The organism is Williamsia muralis (genome assembly GCF_002735905.1).
In the GTDB taxonomy this organism is placed as follows: domain Bacteria; phylum Actinomycetota; class Actinomycetes; order Mycobacteriales; family Mycobacteriaceae; genus Williamsia; species Williamsia muralis_A.
The window spans coordinates 1,296,068-1,314,295 of sequence record NZ_PEBD01000010.1; the positions used below are offsets into that span (position 1 = coordinate 1,296,068).

Annotated in this window: 18 protein-coding genes; 11 read left to right on the forward strand and 7 right to left on the reverse strand. The window is 65.4% G+C overall.

Annotated features, from left to right (window positions below):
* Positions 1-113 precede the first annotated feature (113 nt).
* On the forward strand, positions 114-791 hold the full coding sequence (locus CSW57_RS19595; RefSeq protein ID WP_099384633.1) for an HU family DNA-binding protein: 678 nt from the start codon (positions 114-116) through the stop codon (positions 789-791).
* A 106-nt stretch (positions 792-897) separates the two neighbouring features.
* Here the strand turns inward: CSW57_RS19595 and CSW57_RS19600 are convergent, their stop codons facing one another.
* The 3 genes from CSW57_RS19600 to cofC all read right to left on the reverse strand — a co-directional run bounded on the left by CSW57_RS19600 (position 898) and on the right by cofC (position 4,740).
* The gene (locus tag CSW57_RS19600) at positions 898-1,821 is read right to left on the reverse strand and encodes an NUDIX hydrolase (RefSeq protein ID WP_099384190.1); all 924 of its coding nucleotides are present in this window, start codon (positions 1,819-1,821) and stop codon (positions 898-900) included.
* The gene (locus tag CSW57_RS19605) at positions 1,818-3,974 is read right to left on the reverse strand and encodes an RNA degradosome polyphosphate kinase (RefSeq protein WP_099384191.1); all 2,157 of its coding nucleotides are present in this window, start codon (positions 3,972-3,974) and stop codon (positions 1,818-1,820) included. The genes CSW57_RS19600 and CSW57_RS19605 overlap by 4 nt, the downstream gene beginning before the upstream one ends.
* 91 nt (positions 3,975-4,065) lie before the next feature.
* Positions 4,066-4,740: a 2-phospho-L-lactate guanylyltransferase gene (cofC, locus tag CSW57_RS19610; protein ID WP_223249355.1), complete on the reverse strand. Its 675-nt coding sequence runs from the start codon at positions 4,738-4,740 to the stop codon at positions 4,066-4,068.
* Positions 4,741-4,896: 156 nt separating this feature from the next.
* On the opposite strand from cofC, the gene CSW57_RS19615 reads away from it, so the two are divergent.
* Positions 4,897-5,892: an NAD(P)H-dependent glycerol-3-phosphate dehydrogenase gene (locus CSW57_RS19615; protein ID WP_099384193.1), complete on the forward strand. Its 996-nt coding sequence runs from the start codon at positions 4,897-4,899 to the stop codon at positions 5,890-5,892.
* 10 nt (positions 5,893-5,902) lie between these two features.
* On the opposite strand, the gene CSW57_RS19620 is transcribed toward CSW57_RS19615, so the two are convergent.
* A complete protein-coding gene (locus tag CSW57_RS19620) occupies positions 5,903-6,439 on the reverse strand; it encodes a DUF3515 domain-containing protein (RefSeq protein WP_223249356.1) in 537 nt (178 codons plus the stop codon).
* A complete protein-coding gene (locus CSW57_RS19625) occupies positions 6,436-6,744 on the reverse strand; it encodes an Lrp/AsnC ligand binding domain-containing protein (protein ID WP_051406303.1) in 309 nt (102 codons plus the stop codon). Before CSW57_RS19625 ends, CSW57_RS19620 begins: the two co-directional genes overlap by 4 nt.
* 70 nt (positions 6,745-6,814) lie before the next feature.
* Between CSW57_RS19625 and CSW57_RS19630 the strand changes: the two genes are divergently transcribed.
* The 3 genes from CSW57_RS19630 to CSW57_RS19640 are packed head-to-tail and all read left to right on the forward strand — an operon-like array spanning position 6,815 to position 9,060.
* Positions 6,815-7,780: a thiamine-phosphate kinase gene (locus CSW57_RS19630; protein ID WP_099384194.1), complete on the forward strand. Its 966-nt coding sequence runs from the start codon at positions 6,815-6,817 to the stop codon at positions 7,778-7,780.
* Positions 7,781-7,824: 44 nt separating this feature from the next.
* A complete protein-coding gene (locus tag CSW57_RS19635; protein ID WP_099384195.1) occupies positions 7,825-8,346 on the forward strand; it encodes a gamma carbonic anhydrase family protein in 522 nt (173 codons plus the stop codon).
* Between the two features lie 33 nt (positions 8,347-8,379).
* A complete protein-coding gene (locus CSW57_RS19640) occupies positions 8,380-9,060 on the forward strand; it encodes a uracil-DNA glycosylase (RefSeq protein ID WP_099384635.1) in 681 nt (226 codons plus the stop codon).
* A gap of 33 nt (positions 9,061-9,093) precedes the next feature.
* Here CSW57_RS19640 and CSW57_RS19645 read toward each other — a convergent pair whose 3' ends face one another.
* A complete protein-coding gene (locus CSW57_RS19645) occupies positions 9,094-9,915 on the reverse strand; it encodes an enoyl-CoA hydratase/isomerase family protein (RefSeq protein ID WP_099384196.1) in 822 nt (273 codons plus the stop codon).
* Positions 9,916-9,919: 4 nt separating this feature from the next.
* On the reverse strand, positions 9,920-10,111 hold the full coding sequence (gene rpmB, locus CSW57_RS19650; RefSeq protein ID WP_023954059.1) for a 50S ribosomal protein L28: 192 nt from the start codon (positions 10,109-10,111) through the stop codon (positions 9,920-9,922).
* Between the two features lie 237 nt (positions 10,112-10,348).
* On the opposite strand from rpmB, the gene CSW57_RS19655 reads away from it, so the two are divergent.
* The 6 genes from CSW57_RS19655 to CSW57_RS19680 all read left to right on the forward strand — a co-directional run bounded on the left by CSW57_RS19655 (position 10,349) and on the right by CSW57_RS19680 (position 18,179).
* Positions 10,349-12,001, forward strand: a complete 1,653-nt coding sequence (locus CSW57_RS19655) for a DAK2 domain-containing protein (RefSeq protein WP_099384197.1) — start codon at positions 10,349-10,351, stop codon at positions 11,999-12,001.
* A 13-nt stretch (positions 12,002-12,014) separates the two neighbouring features.
* Entirely contained in the window at positions 12,015-14,318 is a 2,304-nt protein-coding gene (recG, locus tag CSW57_RS19660) for an ATP-dependent DNA helicase RecG (protein ID WP_099384198.1), read from the forward strand.
* Between the two features lie 49 nt (positions 14,319-14,367).
* The gene (locus CSW57_RS19665) at positions 14,368-15,009 is read left to right on the forward strand and encodes an HNH endonuclease family protein (RefSeq protein ID WP_099384636.1); all 642 of its coding nucleotides are present in this window, start codon (positions 14,368-14,370) and stop codon (positions 15,007-15,009) included.
* Positions 15,010-15,113: 104 nt separating this feature from the next.
* Positions 15,114-16,004: a ribokinase gene (locus CSW57_RS19670; protein ID WP_099384199.1), complete on the forward strand. Its 891-nt coding sequence runs from the start codon at positions 15,114-15,116 to the stop codon at positions 16,002-16,004.
* A gap of 73 nt (positions 16,005-16,077) precedes the next feature.
* Positions 16,078-16,887: a crotonase/enoyl-CoA hydratase family protein gene (locus CSW57_RS19675; protein ID WP_099384200.1), complete on the forward strand. Its 810-nt coding sequence runs from the start codon at positions 16,078-16,080 to the stop codon at positions 16,885-16,887.
* Positions 16,884-18,179: a glutamate-5-semialdehyde dehydrogenase gene (locus tag CSW57_RS19680; RefSeq protein WP_099384201.1), complete on the forward strand. Its 1,296-nt coding sequence runs from the start codon at positions 16,884-16,886 to the stop codon at positions 18,177-18,179. Before CSW57_RS19675 ends, CSW57_RS19680 begins: the two co-directional genes overlap by 4 nt.
* The last annotated feature ends 49 nt before the right edge of the window (positions 18,180-18,228 follow it).

Sequence of the window (18,228 nt, forward strand, 5' to 3'; positions counted from 1 at the left end):
CCTTTCGCCACGCCGGGTGAATTTGGCGTGGATCGTGGACGTTTTGCCATTTGACGTTTACCGTGTCCTGTAGCTGGCCCAAAGTGGGCCAACAGTTTGCGGAGGTTGAATCCATGAACAAGGCAGAGCTCATCGAGGAACTGACAAAGAAGTTGGGGACCGATCGCCGGACGGCTACAGATGCCGTTGAGCACATCGTCGATACGATCGTTCGCGCTGTGAACAAAGGCGAGAGCGTCACGATCACCGGCTTTGGTGTTTTCGAAAAGCGTCGCCGCGCTGCACGGGTTGCCCGCAACCCCCGCACCGGTGAAACAGTCAAGGTCCGTCCGACTTGGGTTCCGGCATTCCGTCCGGGCGCCCAGTTCAAGTTGGTGGTCTCCGGCAAGCAGAAGCTGAGCGCGTCGGGACCAGCAGTCAAGCGGGGCAGTGCAACTGCTTCGAGCAGTGCGCCGGCCAAGAAGACCGCCGCGAAGAAGGCGGCTCCGGCCAAGAAGGCGGCCACTCCGGCCAAGAAGGCGGCCACTCCGGCCAAGAAGACCGCCGCGAAGAAGACCACGGCAGCACCGGCCAAGAAGACTGCTGCCAAGAAGACCACGGCAGCACCGGCCAAGAAGACTGCTGCCAAGAAGACCACGGCAGCACCGGCCAAGAAGACTGCTGCCAAGAAGACCACGGCAGCACCGGCCAAGAAGACTGCTGCCAAGAAGACCACGGCAGCACCGGCCAAAAAGACCGCTGCCAAGAAGGCTCCGGCCAAGAAGACCGCTGCAAAGCGCACAAGCAAGTAGCCAGACCAGCACCAGACAAAACAAACCCCGGCGGACCTTCCCTCCGCCGGGGTTTGTTTTGTGTTGTGTGGCCCCGTTGCGGCAGGGCGACGCGGGAAGTCCGAGATCAGGTGCCGGGGTTGCCGGGCAGTGGGCTGTCGATGTGGTTGGCAGCAACCAATTTGCCGTCCAACAAAGAAAGCACCCACACGCTCGCCTTACGATTTCGTGCGGGCGGAAGCTTCACACCGTCGTGCGCCGACCACCACTTCATCAGCGGCGGGATGACCTTGCCCTGACTGCACACGACATGGATCCCGCTCTCGCAACCGATCTCTCGGATCCGCCGCCGCCCCGGCTTGGGATCTTCGTTGAACGCTTCCTCGGCCAGGCTGGGTTCACTGATGATCGACACACCCAGCTCATCAGCAAGCGGTGCCACTGTCTGCTCGCACCGGACGCGGTCAGCGGAGTGCACGTGCGTGGGCCCGAACGCGAGCAGCTGTCCGAGCAATGCCTCGGACTGGGTTCGGCCGACCTTCTCCAACGGCCGAAGACGGTCATCGCCGTGGTACCGAGATTTGCGGCCCGCCTTGGCGTGACGCACCAGCAGAACCGTATCGAGTCGTGCGGGAAGCTGTTCGAAAGTTGCCAGGACTTTCTGGTCCAGCCGGAAGGAAAGTTGCTCTGCGGCCGCTTCGATTGGCAGCCAACGTATTTCGTCAACCTCGTGGTTGGGTGTAAAGCTGCCACCGACCGCTTCGGCGGACCAGTAGTGCACGTGCTTGCGACCGGGTCCACGTAAGTCGTAGCTGACCATGCGTAGGTGCCGTACCAGCCGGACGTCGTAACCGGTCTCTTCTCTGATCTCCCGTACCGCAGTGCTGATCAACGTCTCGCCCGGCTCGACCTTGCCCTTCGGCAGGGTCCAGTCGTCGTACCGCGGGCGGTGGACGATCACGACTTCGACGTCACCGGCGGAGTTCTCGCGCCACACGACTCCGCCGGCCGCGTAGACAACAGTGTTCTTGCCGTCTGCCGCTTTGCTCACTGGATCAGGTCGGCCCGGCTACGGTTGCGACGCATCATCTGGCGCTGATGATCACGTACCTCTTCACCCGCGGCAGGCGACGCCGTCCAGCCGCCGTCCTCGCCGAGCACCCAACTGCGGGTGGTCGGGTCCATCGCCGAATTGAAGACGTCGTCGAGTTCGCGGGTCAGTCGTGGATCGCGCACCTGCGCCATCACTTCCACGCGGCGGTCGAGATTGCGGTGCATCATGTCGGCGCTGCCGATCCAGAACTCGTCGAGGGACTGGAAATGCAGAACACGGGAATGCTCCAGGAACTGTCCGAGTATCGAGCGGACGGTGATGTTCTCGCTCATACCCGGAACGCCCGGCCGGAGCGCGCAGATCCCACGCACCACGACCTCGACAGGGACACCGGCCTGCGACGCCCGGTACAGGGCGTCGATGACCTGTTCATCAACCAGAGCATTCATCTTCAATCGGATCCGAGCATCGGTATGCCCGGCCTGACGCCGTTCACTCTCTGCGAGGATCCGGTCGATGATGCCCGCCCGCACTCCGTGCGGGGCGACCAACAGGTTGCGGTAGGCCACCTTCCGTGAGTAGCCGGTGAGGGTGTTGAACAGATCGGTCAGGTCGGCGCCGATGTCCGGGGCCGCGGTGAACAGGCCCACGTCTTCGTAGAGCCGCGCGGTTTTCGGATTGTAGTTACCCGTTCCGATATGGCAGTACCGGCGGATGGTGGACCCTTCACGGCGCACGACGAGACATGTCTTGCAGTGCGTCTTGAGCCCGACCAGTCCGTAGACGACGTGCACGCCGGCCTGCTCGAGTTGTCGGGCCCATTTGATGTTGGCCTGCTCGTCGAAGCGGGCCTTGATCTCCACAAGCGCGACAACCTGTTTGCCGGCCTCGGCGGCGTCGATCAATGCGTTCACGATCGGGGAGTCGCCCGAGGTGCGGTACAGCGTCTGCTTGATCGCCAGCACCTGAGGATCTGCCGCGGCCTGCTCGAGGAACCGCTGCACACTCGTGGAGAAGGAGTCGTATGGGTGATGGACCAGGACGTCGCCGTCACGCAGGGTCGAGAAAATGCTCTTGGGTGTTTCGCGCTCACCGAAAGCCGGGTGGGTGGCCGGGACGAACGGCGGGTCCTTGAGAGCTGGACGGTCCACGGCGGCTACCTGGAACAGACTCGACAGGTCGAGCAGCCCGGGAACTTCGATGACGTCTGCGGGGTCGACGTCGAGCTCACGCAGCAACAGTTCGAGCATGTGCTCGGTCATGTCGTCGGCGACCTCGAGGCGGACCGGCGAACCGAAACGTCGCCGCGCCAGTTCTCGTTCGAGTGCCTGCAGGAGATCCTCGTCGCGATCTTCCTCCACCTCGAAATCCGCGTTGCGAGTGATACGGAAAGCGTGGTGCTCGACGATCTCCATCCCGGGGAACAGCTGATCGAGGTGAGCTGCGATCAGATATTCCAGCGGCAGCAGAACCGTTTTCGCCGGGGTGTCGGCGGTTTTCGCGTAGTTCTGCCGGAACTCCGGCGGCATGAACCGATCGACCTGAACGAACCGGTCGACGTTGTCGGGCACCTTGACGCGCGCGAAATGTTCGCCACCTTCGGTGACGTCTTTGACGGTCACCGCCAGATTGAGGCTGAGGCCGGAGATGTACGGGAACGGGTGCGCCGGGTCGACCGCGAGTGGGGTCAGAACCGGGAAGACCTCTTCATGGAAGTACTCGGCCATCCGGCGGCGCTCGTCGTCGGTCAACTGGTCCCAGGTGATGACGTGGATGTTGTTGTCCGCCAGGGCCTTGCGGACCGAGTCGAGGAAGACCCGGGCGTGGCGTTCTGCCAGCACCTGTGTGCGCTGTGCGATGAGTGCAAGCTGCTCGCGCGGTGACAGCCCGTCGGCCGACCGTACCGACAGGCCGGTTTCGTGTCTGCGCTTGAGCCCTGCGACACGCACCATGAAGAATTCGTCGAGGTTCGAGGCGAAGATGGCCAAGAACTTTGCCCTTTCGAGCAAGGGCAGCGAGGTGTCTTCTGCCAGCGCCAGAACCCGGGCGTTGAAGTCGAGCCAACTGAGTTCCCGGTTCAGGTAACGGTCTTCGGGAAGGTCCGCTGTGGCAGTGGGGGCGGCGGTGGCTGCCGGCGGGGCGGCCGGCATCGACGATCGCGGCCGGGGAGCGGGGGTCGTTGATTCGGCTGTGCTCACCAGACCATCATGGCCTATCTGTCGGGGCCCCGACACCGGGAGATCAGGTTTGTTCATCCAATTGCAAGCGTTCGAGAACGGCACTGGTAGAAGTTCCCAGGCCAAGGCGCCGTGCGGTCAGCAAATCCTCGACGGTGTCGACGTCGATCCTCAGGTCAGGCCAGCGGCCGGAGTCCTCGGTGAGTTCGACAGCACCCCGGCGTCGATGTTCTCGGGCCGAATGAGCCCCGAAGCGGAGGGTATCGGCCGCACTGAGATCGGCGGCGTTCAGGAACAGCGCGGTGGTACCGGTGCCCGAATGGTCGGCGATGAAGGCCCGCTCCAGATCCGAGGACCGGTCGATGGCGGCCGTGAGCGACTCGGGTCTCACCGCGGGGAGATCGGCCTGCAGCACCATGATTCGGCTGCCCGGCCACAACGACAGAGCGTGGTCGATGCCGATCGCGAACGCCGCGTTGAGAACATCGCCGTTGAGCACGTCGCCGCGGTCCACCACAGTGCGAGCGCCGCTCGCCTGCGCGGCCTCGGCCACCGATGCGTCGGGACTGACCACCACCACCTGATCGAGTCCTGCGGCTCGCACCGCTGCGAGGGTGTCGGTCAGCATGGCCAGCACCAGTTGGCGTCGGGCATTGCCGTCGACGCCCGGCGACAGCCGTGTCTTGGCTGCGCTCAGCTCCTTGACCGCGATGACGACTGCGATCGATCGCGTATCCATGACCTCCATCATGGTCGCCGGTGGTCGCGGGGGGAAAAGGCACCCCACCACCTCCGTGGCCTCTAGTCTTGGATCGTTCGAGAGAATCGGGTCGGTCCGGGGAGCGGATGTCGACACAGTCGGACGGAAGAGAACGATGGAGAAGGTGGTGGCGTGATGCAGGCGGTCGTGATGGGCTCGGGTTCGTGGGGCACTGCGATGGCCAAGGTGTTGGTCGACGCGGGCACCCCGACGGTCTTGTGGTCGAGGAGGCCCGAACTGGCGGACGCCATCAATCGAACCCACACCAACCCCGACTACCTGCCACAGGTACAGCTGCCCGAGGGCCTGCGCGCCAGCGCCGACCTCGCCGAGGTTCTCGCGGGCGCCGACCTGGTGGTCTGTGCCGTGCCCTCCCAGTCGCTGCGCGCGAGCATGCAGACCTGGCTGCCGCACCTCGCTGACACCGCAACCCTGATGTCGTTGTCCAAAGGCGTGGAAACCGGGACGCTGCTGCGGATGAGCGAAGTGATCGCCGAGGTGACCGGTGCCGCCTCCGATCGCGTCGCGGTGCTGTCGGGGCCCAATCTCGCCGGTGAGATCGCAGTCGGCCAACCCGCCGCGACCGTGGTCGCGTGTGAGGACGAATCCCGGGCGCGCGACATCCAGAAGGCGTGCAGTACGAGGTATTTCCGGCCGTATACCAACACGGATGTGGTCGGCTGCGAGATCGGAGGCGCGGTCAAGAACGTCATCGCGCTCGCGTGTGGGATGGCGTCCGGTGTCGGCCTCGGGGAGAACACCCTGGCATCCATCATCACTCGCGGTCTGGCCGAGACGATCCGCTTGGGGGTTGCGCTGGGGGCGAGACCCGAGACGCTGGCCGGGCTGGCCGGGGTCGGTGATCTCGTCGCCACATGCTCCTCGCCGCTGTCGCGCAACCGCACATTCGGCAGCAGGCTGGGGGAGGGCAAGACACTGGCAGAGGCTCAAGAAGCCACCAACGGTCAGGTCGCCGAGGGTGTGAAGTCGTGCACGTCGGTACGGGCGCTGGCCGAGAAACACGGTGTGGACATGCCTTTGACCGAAGCGGTTCACCAGGTCTGCCACGAAGGACTCACGGTCACCGAGGCCATCTATTCACTGCTCGGCCGACGGACCAAGCCCGAGTGACGTGACGTCCTCAGCCGCCCAGATCGATGGGTGCGCTCGTGAGGTTCTGGTCGATCAGTTGCGAAACCTGTTGAATGGGGCCATTTCCGACGTTCTCGGGTAGCCAGATGGCCACATAGGGCCGATGATCGACGGCGTACCAGAGGAAGCCCTTGGCCTCGGTTGTCGCCGACACCGAGAACCACTGCACCGGATCGACGACCTGCAACCCAGAGGTCGGCGAGAGCGATTCGGGCCGATCGACTCCGCAACGCACCTGGACGGGTCCGGCCACCTGGTCGCCTGGCGCCCAGGTCACCAGGCCGTCCGCAGCGGTCTCTCGCTTGCCGAACCCATCAAAACTCTCGGGAAGGGCGGCAATGAGTTTCGCGCACTCTGGAGAGCCCCGTTCGGGCGCTGCCATCGTCTTCAGCGGGGTGTCGTCGGAGGTTGCACCGTCTGTGCCGACCACTGCATAGGTGATGAACCCCACGATCACCATGACCGGGATCGCCACGATGCTGGCGATCACGGCCGGGCTGAGCCGGCGCGTCGACGAGTCGCTCACCCCTGCCTCGGCGTACCGGTCACCACCGGGCAGGTCAACGTCCGGGTGATTCCTTCGACCTGCTGGATCTTCGGTACCACCGCTTCGGTGAGGTGCGTCCCGTCGGTCGCATCCACGCGCACGATGACGTCGTAAGGGCCGCTGACCTCCTCCGACGAGGCGACGCCGTCGATTTCCGAGATGGTGGCCGCTGCCACGGCGGCCTTTCCGACCTCGGTCTGGATCAGTATGTATGCCTGAACCACGGCGTTCCTTTCGCTGGCGACTGCGATCAACCGGTGGCTGACCCAAATACACTGGCACATATTCTCACCGACAACGGTGCTCAGAGGCCAATCAACAGACTCGAGATGAACGAAGGGGCGGTGAGGGAACCTGTCCAGCGATCCCGTCCGCACGGTCGGCGACGTCGGTGAGCAAGAGCTGATCGCGCTGTTCACCGCACAAAACGACTCCGCTCCTGCAGATGGGGTGATCGTGGGCCCGGGTGATGACGCCGCGGTTCTCGTCGGCAGCGGACCGGTGGTGGTGAGTACCGATGCACTCGTCGACGGACAACACTTCCGACTCGACTGGAGCACGCCACGTCAGGTGGGCGCCAAAGCGGTGGTGGCAAATGCCGCCGACGTGATGTCGATGGGCGCCAGGGTCACCGGTTTTGTGGTGTCGCTGACGTGCCCGGATCGAACACCGACCACAACACTGGTCGGTGTCCGTGACGGAATGCGTGAGGCCGCAGCGCGGTACGGGGCGCAGGTCGTCGGTGGCGATCTCACCGCGGGCGATCAACTGGTGATCGCGGTGACGGCGATCGGCGCGATGGACGACCGCGCACCGGTTCGACTCTCCACACCGGTAGCCGGTGACGTCCTCGCCGTATCGGGCCCGCTCGGTGGATCCGCCGCGGGCCTGGCTCTCCTGCTGGCAGGCGTCGATGAGTTTGCCGATCTTGTTGCCACGCACTGCGTTCCGAAACCGCATCTACAGCTGGCCCTGGCCGCGGCGGAGTCGGGCGTGCACGCGATGACCGACATCTCGGACGGCCTGGCGAGTGAACTGCGAACGATGGCAAGGATGTCGGGTCTGTCGCTTCGGGTGGACCCCGCTGCCATTCCGGTGCCCCCCGACCTGGCCGCGGCAGCAGCCGAGCTGGGTGTCGACCCGGTCCGCTGGGCTGTGGCCGGTGGAGAAGACCATGAACTGTTGGCTGCCTTCGCGCCCGGTGAGCTGCCGGCGGGGTGGACCGCGATCGGGTCGGTGCATGCGGCTGACAGCGGCCCGTCGGTGGTGGTCTCGGGCTTGGATGTGTCCGACCTCAACAGCGGCTGGCGGACATTCTGACCGCTGCGGTCGACCGCCCGGGCGCCCGCGATACTGTGACTGTCATGGCGATCTACGCACTCGATGACCGAGAGCCGCAATTGGGCGAAGGGGTCTACATCCATCCTGACGCGGTGGTGATCGGAGCCGTCACGCTCGAGGCGGGGGTCTCGGTCTGGCCCGGCGCCGTGCTTCGGGGCGACTACGGAACCATCTCTGTCGGCGAGCGGACAAACATCCAGGACGGCACGGTCATCCACTGCACACTCGTGGACGCAACGGTGATCGGGGCGCGGTGCACCATCGGGCACAATGCGCACATCGAAGGCGCCGTGATCGGCGACAACTGTCTGATCGCCTCAGGGTCGGTGGTACTCAACGGGTCTCGGATCGGGGCCGGTTCCATTGTCGGTGCCGGTGCGGTGGTGCCGTTCAAGTTCGAGGTACCCGACCGTTCGATGGCGCTCGGTGTTCCGGCGAAAATACGTCAGGGCTACCAGGTTCCGGAAGGTCACATCGACCTGAACGTCGATCTGTACGCCAACAATGCCGCCTACTATCGAACTGCCCTGAGGCGGCTCGACTAGGTGATCGGCACTTTTTCCGCGGTGAGGAGCGATATGTCCGACGGGCGACCACTGTCCGAACTCGTGGATGCGGGGTGGGCAACAGCCCTCGAACCGGTGGCCGACGACGTCGCGCGGATGGGCGAGTTTCTGCGTGCCGAGCTGGCCGCAGGGCGAAAGTATCTGCCGTCGGGGCCCAACGTCTTGCGCGCGTTCACCCGTCCCTTCGACGAGGTGAGAGTTCTCGTGGTGGGCCAAGATCCCTACCCGACGCCCGGACATGCTGTGGGACTGAGCTTTTCGGTGGCGCCGGAGGTGCGACCGGTTCCTCGCAGCCTGGGGAACATCTTCACCGAGTACGGTTCCGATCTCGGATTTCCGCGGCCGTCGAACGGGGACCTGACGCCCTGGGCGGATCAAGGGGTACTGCTGCTCAATCGGGTTCTCACGGTCGCGCCCGGAACCCCGGCGAGCCACCGCGGCAAGGGGTGGGAGGCAGTCACCGAGTGTGCCATTAAGGCCTTGGCGGCCCGAGATCAGCCGTTGGTGGCGATTCTGTGGGGGAAAGATGCCGCATCACTGACGCCCTGGTTGCCCGGGGTCGCGACGATCACGTCTCCCCATCCGTCGCCGCTGTCGGCAAGTCGCGGATTTTTCGGGTCGAAGCCGTTCTCGCGTGCCAATGCAGCGCTCGCCGAACAGGGTGCCGATGGGGTGGACTGGCGCCTGCCGTGAACGGCGACGTAACAGCAAGTCTGGTACCGGCGACTACTTGCCGTTGATGGAGGAGAAGTCCGGCTTGCGTTTGCCGACGAACGCGTCGACGCCTTCGACTCCGTCGGGCTGGCCGGACAGTGCCGAGATCGATGCGGCCTCGGCATCGAGCTGATCGCTCAGCGTGGATGTCGGGGAGTTCGTGAGAAGTGCCCGAGTGGCGGACAGGGCCCGCCACGGACCGGCCGCGATCGCGGATGCAGCGGCCTCTGCGGTCGCCAGAACTTGGTCGTCTTCCACGATGCGTGAGAGCAAACCCAGTTCGAGTGCACCGGCCGCGTCCACGATCCGGTTGGTCAAGATGATGTCGCGGGCACGGGCGGTTCCGACAACCCGGGGGAGCGACCACGTGAGGCCGCCGTCCGGACTGAGACCGATCCCGATGTAGGCCGGACGCATCTTGGTGGATGTACCACCGATGGCGACATCGCTGTGCGTCACCAAACTCATCCCCGCGCCGGCGGCCCAACCGTGCACCGCTGCGACGATCGGGAGATCGGCTCCGACGAGCGCTCGGATGAAGTGGTGGAAGTCACCGGCGAGACCGCCGAGGAAGTCAGGTCGATCGTCGGCAGCCGCGAAATCGCGAACATTGCCGCCCGCGCAGAAGTTGGCGCCGGTACCGATCAGAAGAATGGCACCGGCTTTGATCTCGCCACGCGCCACCTGGAGCAAGACCTCGGTGCCCCGGTTGAAATAACCGCGGTCCAGGGAGTTGCCCGCTTTGTCAGAGGCGACGGCGATCCGTAGAACGCCGTCGTCGCTGAGCTGGACGGAATCAGACCCGACGGTCGATCCCGGCCGTGTGTCGGTCACGGGGTCAGCCCCGGACGACCTTGCCGGCCTTCAGGCATGAGGTGCAGACATTCAGGCGCTTACGGTTTCCGGGAGCGATCTGGGCCCGAACGGTCTGGATGTTCGGGTTCCAGCGCCGGTTGGTACGCCGGTGTGAGTGAGAGACCGACTTACCGAAGCCGGGGCCCTTGGCGCATACGTCGCAGACGGCAGCCATCGTCGAACTCCTTAGTGAGAAACTGGTGGTCATGGCCCCTCGGTGTTCGGCGTGACGCCGGCGTCCGATAGGCAACCCTGCAAGGATAGCGGCTCGGTGGGCCGCGATCCAAATAGCCTCACGTCCCCGTCCCGCTGATACGGCCGGGTCCGGTTGGTCGTCCCCTCAGATTAGTCTGTGGAACAGACCACATGAGGGGAGGTGCGGACATTGACGGAGCAGGTTGGTGTACCCGCCATGGACCCCGGGTTGTTGCGCGACTGGATCGAGGGTGCGGTGGCAGGGCTCGGCGCCGTCCGCGCCGAGATCAACGACCTCAACGTCTTCCCCATTCCGGATTCGGACACCGGTAGCAACATGCTGCACACGATGATGGCGGCAGCCGACGCAGTGGGTGAGGTCCAGGCCGAGGCCGATACGGCGACGGTCGCCAGGGCGATGGCTGATGGTGCCGTGGGCAAGGCGCGGGGCAACTCGGGCATCATTCTCTCGCAGGTCCTCGTCGGACTGGCCGACGCTGCCGAGGTCAACTCCGTCGGTGGCCGTGTCTCCTTCAACCAGTTGTGGGTCGCGGGCCTGCGTCTCGGATCGCTCGCGGCCACGCGCGCGGTGAGCCAGCCGCGTGAAGGCACCGTCCTGACGTTGCTGCGGCGCGCGGCGCACAATGCTGCCGAACACATCGAGGCGACGCCTGCCGACCTCGCCAGGGCGATCGCCGACGGCTGTGCCGAGGATCTCGACCTCACCACCGGCCAACTCGACGTGCTGGCTCAGGCCGGGGTGGTCGACGCCGGTGGACGCGGTCTGCTCGTGATCTTCGACGAACTGGTCAAGGTACTCACCGGTGTATCTGCACGCCGCCGTCGTTATCAGGGCGCGCTGGCCGGTGGCGGTGACCGCATCGGACACCAGATCGGCGAGACGTGCGAGAGCGACGATGAGATGGACTTCGAGGTGATGTATCTCCTCGAAGGCGCTGCCGCAGAGCAGATCTCGACGTTGCGGCGCGATCTGGACGATCTCGGTGATGCGGTGGTGATCGTCGGCGACAGCGCCGATGACGAAGCAGGTGAACGATTCTCGATTCACGTGCACACCTGTGAACCGGGTGCGGCGATCGAGGCGGGGCTGGCCCTGGGAAGGGTCTCCGACATCCGGATCAGCTGCTTTCTGCTCGATGCCCATCGAGGCCAGGACGACGACGCCGGGCACCTTCCCAAACGTAAACGTGCCGTCGTCGCCGTCGTCACCGGCGACGAGGCTGCCGAGTTGTTCGAACAGGAGGGGGCCGTGGTGGTCCGCGCCGACACCGACGGTGCCGGTGAACTGGATGCGGACGCGTTGGCCAAGGCGATCATCGAGGTCGACAGTGCACATGTGGTGTTGATGGGCAATGGGGCTTTGCCGGCCCAGGAACTCGTCGCCGTCGCCGCCGCTGCCCGCTCGCGGGAGCGCTCGGTGGTCATCCTCCCGGGCGGGTCGATGGTGCAGAGTCTGTCGGCGATGGCCGTCCACGACCCGACCGAACTGGCCGACGACGACGCCTACGCGATGGCAGAAGCAGCCGCCGCAACGAGATTCGGTGCGGTGGTGGTGGCCACCGAGACGGCCCTGACCTTTGCCGGAACCTGCCGGCCGGGTGACCACCTCGGACTCATCGGCGACGGAGTCCTGGTGATCGACAGGGAGATCCTCGGCGCTGCGACAGGTCTGATCGATCTGCTGCTCAGCACGGGTGGCGAGATGGTCAGCGTGCTGGCGGGCCGCAACCTCGAACCAGGGGTTCTGGAGCAGCTCGAGCACCACGTGAACACCAACCACCCCGGGGTCGAGTTCGTCAGCTACCCCGGCGGCCAGGTCGGCGAGCTCCTGCAGGTCGGAGTCGAATAGGCATGGCACGCTAGTGGTTTCGCTGTCCGACTCGCTCGAGACGGTGCTCGGCGCCAAAGCCGCCGACATGCTCGAGGAACAGATCAAGGTGCAGACCGTCGGTGAGCTCTTACGCTACGTTCCCGACCGCTACGTCAAACAAGGTGATCTCTCGGGCGAGCGCAGACCCGAACCCGGTGAGCGCCTCACCGTGGTGGCCCGGGTCGAGGAGAACAAGACGATCCCGATCCGCAATTCCCGCCGGAAAATGGTCAAACTCGTGGTCTTCGACGGGAACGTCCGGATCGCTGTCACCTTCTTCAACTCGCCGTGGATCGCCGCGAAACTCCCCAAGGGGACACGGGTGATGATGGCCGGCGAGGTCAAGTATTTCCGCGACGAACTACAGCTCACCCACCCGAACTGGCTGCTGCTGCCAGAGGACGGCACCTCGATCGAGGCCGACGACGCGGTGGGGTCGGCGGTGATGGCGGGGATCGCCAAAGCGCTTGCGGTGGACGCAGGAGACGGCGGCGGAGAAAAAGATGGGTCGATCGATTTCTCCGAATTCCTGCGCGATGTGATCCCCGTGTACCGGGGCACGGCCAAGTTGCAGGCGTGGACCATCTGGCAATGTGTGCGCGCCGTTCTCGGCCAACTCGATCCGATCGACGACCCGTTGCCCGACACCGAGCGGCTCGCCCGCGGGTTGATCGGTGCGGACGAGGCGCTTCGCAAGATTCACGTACCCGAGGGGCAGAACGACATCGACCAAGCGCGTGCCCGGCTCAAGTTCGACGAGGCGCTCGCGTTGCAACTGGCATTGGCGCAGCGACGCCACGTCGACCGCGGTGCGGCCGGCCCTGTCTGTCGGCACGTACCCGGTGGCCTCGAGGACAAGATGATCGCGCGGCTGCCCTTCACTCTCACCGAAGGCCAGGCGGCTGTGATCGACGAGATCAGCGCCGACCTCGCAGCCCCGATCACCGCGGCCGATCAGTCCAGCGTCGCGCCGATGAGCAGGCTGCTGCAGGGAGAGGTCGGGTCGGGCAAGACCTTGGTGGCGCTGCTGGTGATGCTGAGGGTGATCGACAACGGCTACCAGTGCGCGCTGCTGGCTCCGACGGAAGTCCTTGCCGCTCAGCATCTCCGGACGCTCGAGGCGATGCTCGGAGGACTCGCGCGCGAAGGTGAGCTCGACGGGGAGGAGGGAGCCACGCGGATCGCGCTGATCACCGGATCCATGAAGACGGCGGCCAAACGCACCGCGCTTCTGGAAACCGTCACCGGCCAGGTGGGCATCTTGATCGGCACCCACGCGCTCCTCCAGGAACACGTCGACTTCTTCAACCTCGGTTTTGTCGTGGTCGACGAGCAGCACAGATTCGGTGTGGAACAGCGCGATACGTTGCGGTCCCGTGGACGCGACGGAATCGTCCCGCATCTGCTGGTGATGACCGCGACGCCCATCCCGCGCACTGTGGCCATGACCGTGTTCGGAGATCTCGAGACCTCCACGCTCCGAGAGCTGCCGCGTGGTCGTCAACCGATCACCACGAGTGTGGTCCCACGTGGGAATCCGAAGTGGGTCCAGCGTGTCTGGGAGCGGGTGAACGAGGAGGTCGAGGCCGGTCGACAGGTGTACGTGGTGTGCGCCCGGATCGGCGACGACGGGACTGCGGCCGGGCAGAAGTCGGAACGCAAAGGCGCCGAAGCCGCAGCCGAGCCGGCCACGTCCGCGGTGGACATGTTCACGACGCTGAGCGAGGGGCCGCTGGGTGTTCATCGCCTCGGCCTTCTGCACGGTCGACTGCCCGCGGACGAGAAGGCCCTGCTGATGGCCGACTTCACCGCTGGGGATATCGACATCTTGGTGTCCACAACGGTGATCGAGGTCGGAGTGGACGTGCCCAATGCCACGACCATGGTGATCGTGGACGCCGAGCGTTTCGGGGTCAGTCAACTGCACCAATTGCGGGGCCGCGTCGGCCGTGGTGGTCTGCCCGGATTGTGTCTTCTGGTGACCGGTGCGTCGGAGATGTCGCCGGCGATGGAACGGTTACGGGCTGTCGCGGAGTCCAATGACGGGTTCGCGTTGTCGATCGTCGACCTGGCGCAGCGGAGGGAAGGTGATCTGCTTGGCTCCCTCCAATCGGGGCAGACGTCGTCGCTCAAGTTCCTCTCTCTCCTCACCGACGGCGACCTCATCGAGGACACCCGCGCGCTGGCCGACGAAGTGGTGGGCCGCGACCTCACGCTCGTCGACCACAAGCCGATGGCGGGTCTCGTCGACTCGATCCTCGGGCCCGTCCGATTGGCCTATCTGGACAAGTCGTGACGGCGGTACCGTTGCCCTGAAGTGGTGGGTGGCGCTGTTCGCCTTCGCGATGGCGGCGGTGTTCGCGGCGACCGACGGGCTCTCCGGTGTGGATTCGCACATCGCATCCACCGATGCCCGAGCGGTTCTGGCCGACTTGGCGTTGATCCCGGCACTCGCGGAGCGCCCGGAATCGACCGACTACGAACGCAGCTCCTTCGGCGAGGCGTGGACCGACGGTACCGATGCGCGCGGTGCGGGCAACGGATGCGACACCCGCAACGACATCCTTGATCGAGACCTGCGCGACAAGGTGTTCACGGCTATCGACAGTTGCCCGCGAGCAGTGGCCTCCGGTGAACTACAGAGCCCGTACAGCGGGCGCTGGATTGTCTTCCGGCGGGGCAAAGGGTCCGGCGCCAAGGTGCAGATCGACCACATCGTGCCGTTGGCCTACGCATGGTCGATGGGTGCGCGTCGCTGGGAGGCCGTTGTGAGACAACGGTTTGCGAACGATCCCGCGAATCTGGTGGCGGTCGACGGGGAAGCGAACCAGGACAAGAGCGACAAGCAGCCCTCGCGATGGATGCCCGCCAACGCGGCGTTCCACTGCCAGTATGCGACCCAGTTCGTCAGGGTGGTGCGAGCGTACGGGCTGTATCTCGACCGCGCGTCGTATCCCGTGCTCCGAAAGGCCCTGGCCACCTGTTGAATGCCGTCCGCAGATCGGGCCGAGATACTGGTCGAGCGTGCCTGATCTTCCGCCTTGGGTCAGGACGGCGACAACGGCGCGGTCGTCGGGGGACAATTGCAGACATGCGTAGTCCCGAGACAGCAACAGCAACAGCATCGGACGTAGGCTCGTCACTGGTCGCAGTGGTCGGCACGTTGAACCTGGACCTCGTGGTCCGCACCGACCGCCGGCCACGGGTCGGCGAGACGGTGATGGGCACGAGCTACGTCGAACGGCCCGGCGGTAAAGGGGCGAATCAGGCACTCGCGGCAGCAGACATCGGCCCCACCGCCCTGATCGGTGCAGTGGGCGACGACGACGCGGGTACAACGATGCGCCGGCACCAGGACGCCGCCGGCGTGGACACCCGCCACGTCGTCGAGATGGCCGGCGCCAGTGGCCGCGCCGTCATCGAGGTCGATTCCGATGGCGACAACAGCATCATCGTCATCTCCGGTGCCAATGATCGGGTCTCGGCGGACCACGTCACCGCTGCGCTCGACGCTCTTGCCCCGAAAGTTGTTCTGACGCAACTCGAATCACCACGATCGGTCACGGCGGCCGTGGTGAAATGGACCGAAGCCGGCGACTGTCGTTTCATTCTCAACCCCAGCCCGGTCGCCCCGCTGGACGACAACATCTTGAGCGCGGCCGACCCGTTGGTGGTCAACGCGATGGAGGCCGAGTACTACTGCGACGACCGACGGCTCACTGATCCCGGTGACATGGCCCGGCGACTCCTGGAGGTGGCGCGCTCGGTGGTCATCACTCTCGGCGCACGCGGCGTGGTGGTTGCCACGGGCGGCTCGGTCGAGACATTCGACGTCGAGAAGGTGCACGCACATGACACCACGGGAGCCGGTGACCACTTCGTCGGTTCTCTCGCCGCATACCTGGCCGCGGGATCGGATCTGCAGTCGGCGGCACGCCGGTCCGCAGCCAGAGCGACGGAATACGTCGCTTCCCCCAGGTAAGTCTGGCTGCGCGAAGTGGTATCGCCGCTGCGGTTTCGGCGATACGTTCGGACCCACCCGGCCAAGGAGACACATGACGAACACAGTGGTGGTGCGCCGCGAAGGATCGGTCACCATGATCGGCATCAACCGGCCCGACGTGCGCAACGCCGTCGACGGCGAGACCGCCGCAGCGCTGGCGGACGCCTTTCGCGCATTCGACGCCGACTCCGACGCCGCGGTCGCGGTACTGCACGGAGAAGGCGGAACCTTCTGCGCTGGTGCAGATCTCAAAGCGGTCGCGACAGGAGACAAGGTCAACCGGGTGGAGCCCGATGGCGACGGCCCGATGGGACCGACGCGAATGCAACTGACCAAACCGGTGATCGCGGCCATCAGCGGACACGCGGTCGCCGGCGGGCTCGAACTGGCTTTGTGGGCCGACATGCGGATAGCCGAGGACGACGCTGTTCTCGGTGTGTTCTGTCGCCGCTGGGGTGTGCCGCTGATCGACGGCGGCACCGTACGGTTGCCGCGCCTGATCGGCACCTCGCATGCGATGGACCTCATCCTGACCGGACGAGCGGTCTCGGCGGCGGAAGCTCATCACATCGGCTTGGTGAACAGGGTGGTGCCGCACGGCGAAGCGGTGCGCGCCGCGAAGCTGCTCGCGCGCGAGATCGCTGCCTTCCCGCAGACGTGTCTACGTCAGGACCGGCTGTCGGTGATCGAGCAGGAAGGTATGACAGAGAGAGACGCACTGAGCAATGAGTTCGCGCATGGACTGACGTCGTTGGCAAGCGACACCGTGGCCGGCGCTTCGCGGTTCGCAGGGGGAGCGGGCCGCCATGGCTCGTTCGACAGCGCACAAGACGGCCGCCAGGATGACGTCGATCAGGGATGAACTCCCCGAACCCTTATCCTGGACCGATGAGTGCTTCCATCACCACTGCGGCTGATGTCGAACAGATCGTTCGTGCCCAGGCGACCGCGGCGAAAGCCGCGTCCAGGGTGCTGGCCCGACTGACGACCATCCAGAAGAACCAGGTGCTGCATGACGCAGCGGAGGCCCTTCTCGTCCAGACCGATGCCATTCTGGCGGCGAACGCCGGGGATGTCGCCCGGGCCGAGGCTGCGGGTGTGGAGGCCAGTCTCATCGACCGCCTGCGTCTGACCGCCGACCGCGTCGAGGGCATCGCCCAGGGCCTGCGGCAAGTCGCCGTCCTACCCGATCCGATCGGCGACGTCATCCAGGGCAAGACGCTGCCCAACGGGATGCAGTTGCGTCAGGTCCGGGTGCCCCTCGGTGTCGTCGGGATGGTGTACGAGGCGCGGCCCAACGTCACCGTCGACGCATTCGGCATCGCGCTGAAATCGGGTAACGCAGCGCTGCTTCGTGGGTCGTCGTCCGCGGCGGGTTCGAACGCAGAGCTGGTACGCATCCTGCGCGAGACGCTGACCGCCGCTGGTGTACCCGCTGATGCCGTCCAACTGCTCCCGTCCGACGACCGGTCGAGTGTGACCCATCTGATCCGGGCTCGTGGACTGGTCGATGTGGTGATCCCACGTGGTGGTGCAGGGTTGATCAAGGCAGTGGTGGAGAACGCGACCGTGCCGACCATCGAGACCGGTACGGGCAACTGCCACATCTACATTCACGCCGCCGCCGACCTCGATATGGCCGAGGATCTGGTGATCAACTCCAAGACCCGCCGGCCGAGCGTGTGCAACACCGCGGAGACCGTCTTGGTCGACCGGGCCATCGCGGAGACCGCACTGCCGCGCCTGACCCAGGTCTTGCAGACCTCGGGGGTGACCATCCACGGGGACGAACCGGGCATGGTTCCGGCGACCGAGCAGGATTGGGCCGACGAATATCTCACCCTCGACATCGCTGTGAAGATCGTGGGTGGGATCGACGAGGCGATCGACCACATCGACCGGTACGGCACCAGCCACACCGAGGCCATCGTCACCACGGATCTCGCTGCCGCCGAAGAGTTCACCAATCGCGTCGATGCTGCCGCTGTGATGGTGAACGCGTCGACCGCATTCACCGACGGTGAACAATTCGGCTTCGGCGCCGAGATCGGTATCTCCACACAGAAATTGCATGCCCGTGGACCGATGGGGCTCCCGGAACTCACGTCCACGAAGTGGATCGCGTGGGGGAACGGCCAGACGCGGCCTCGCTGACCCGGTGGACGAGCCGGCCGACACCTGATTTTCGATCCTGAGGAGTGAC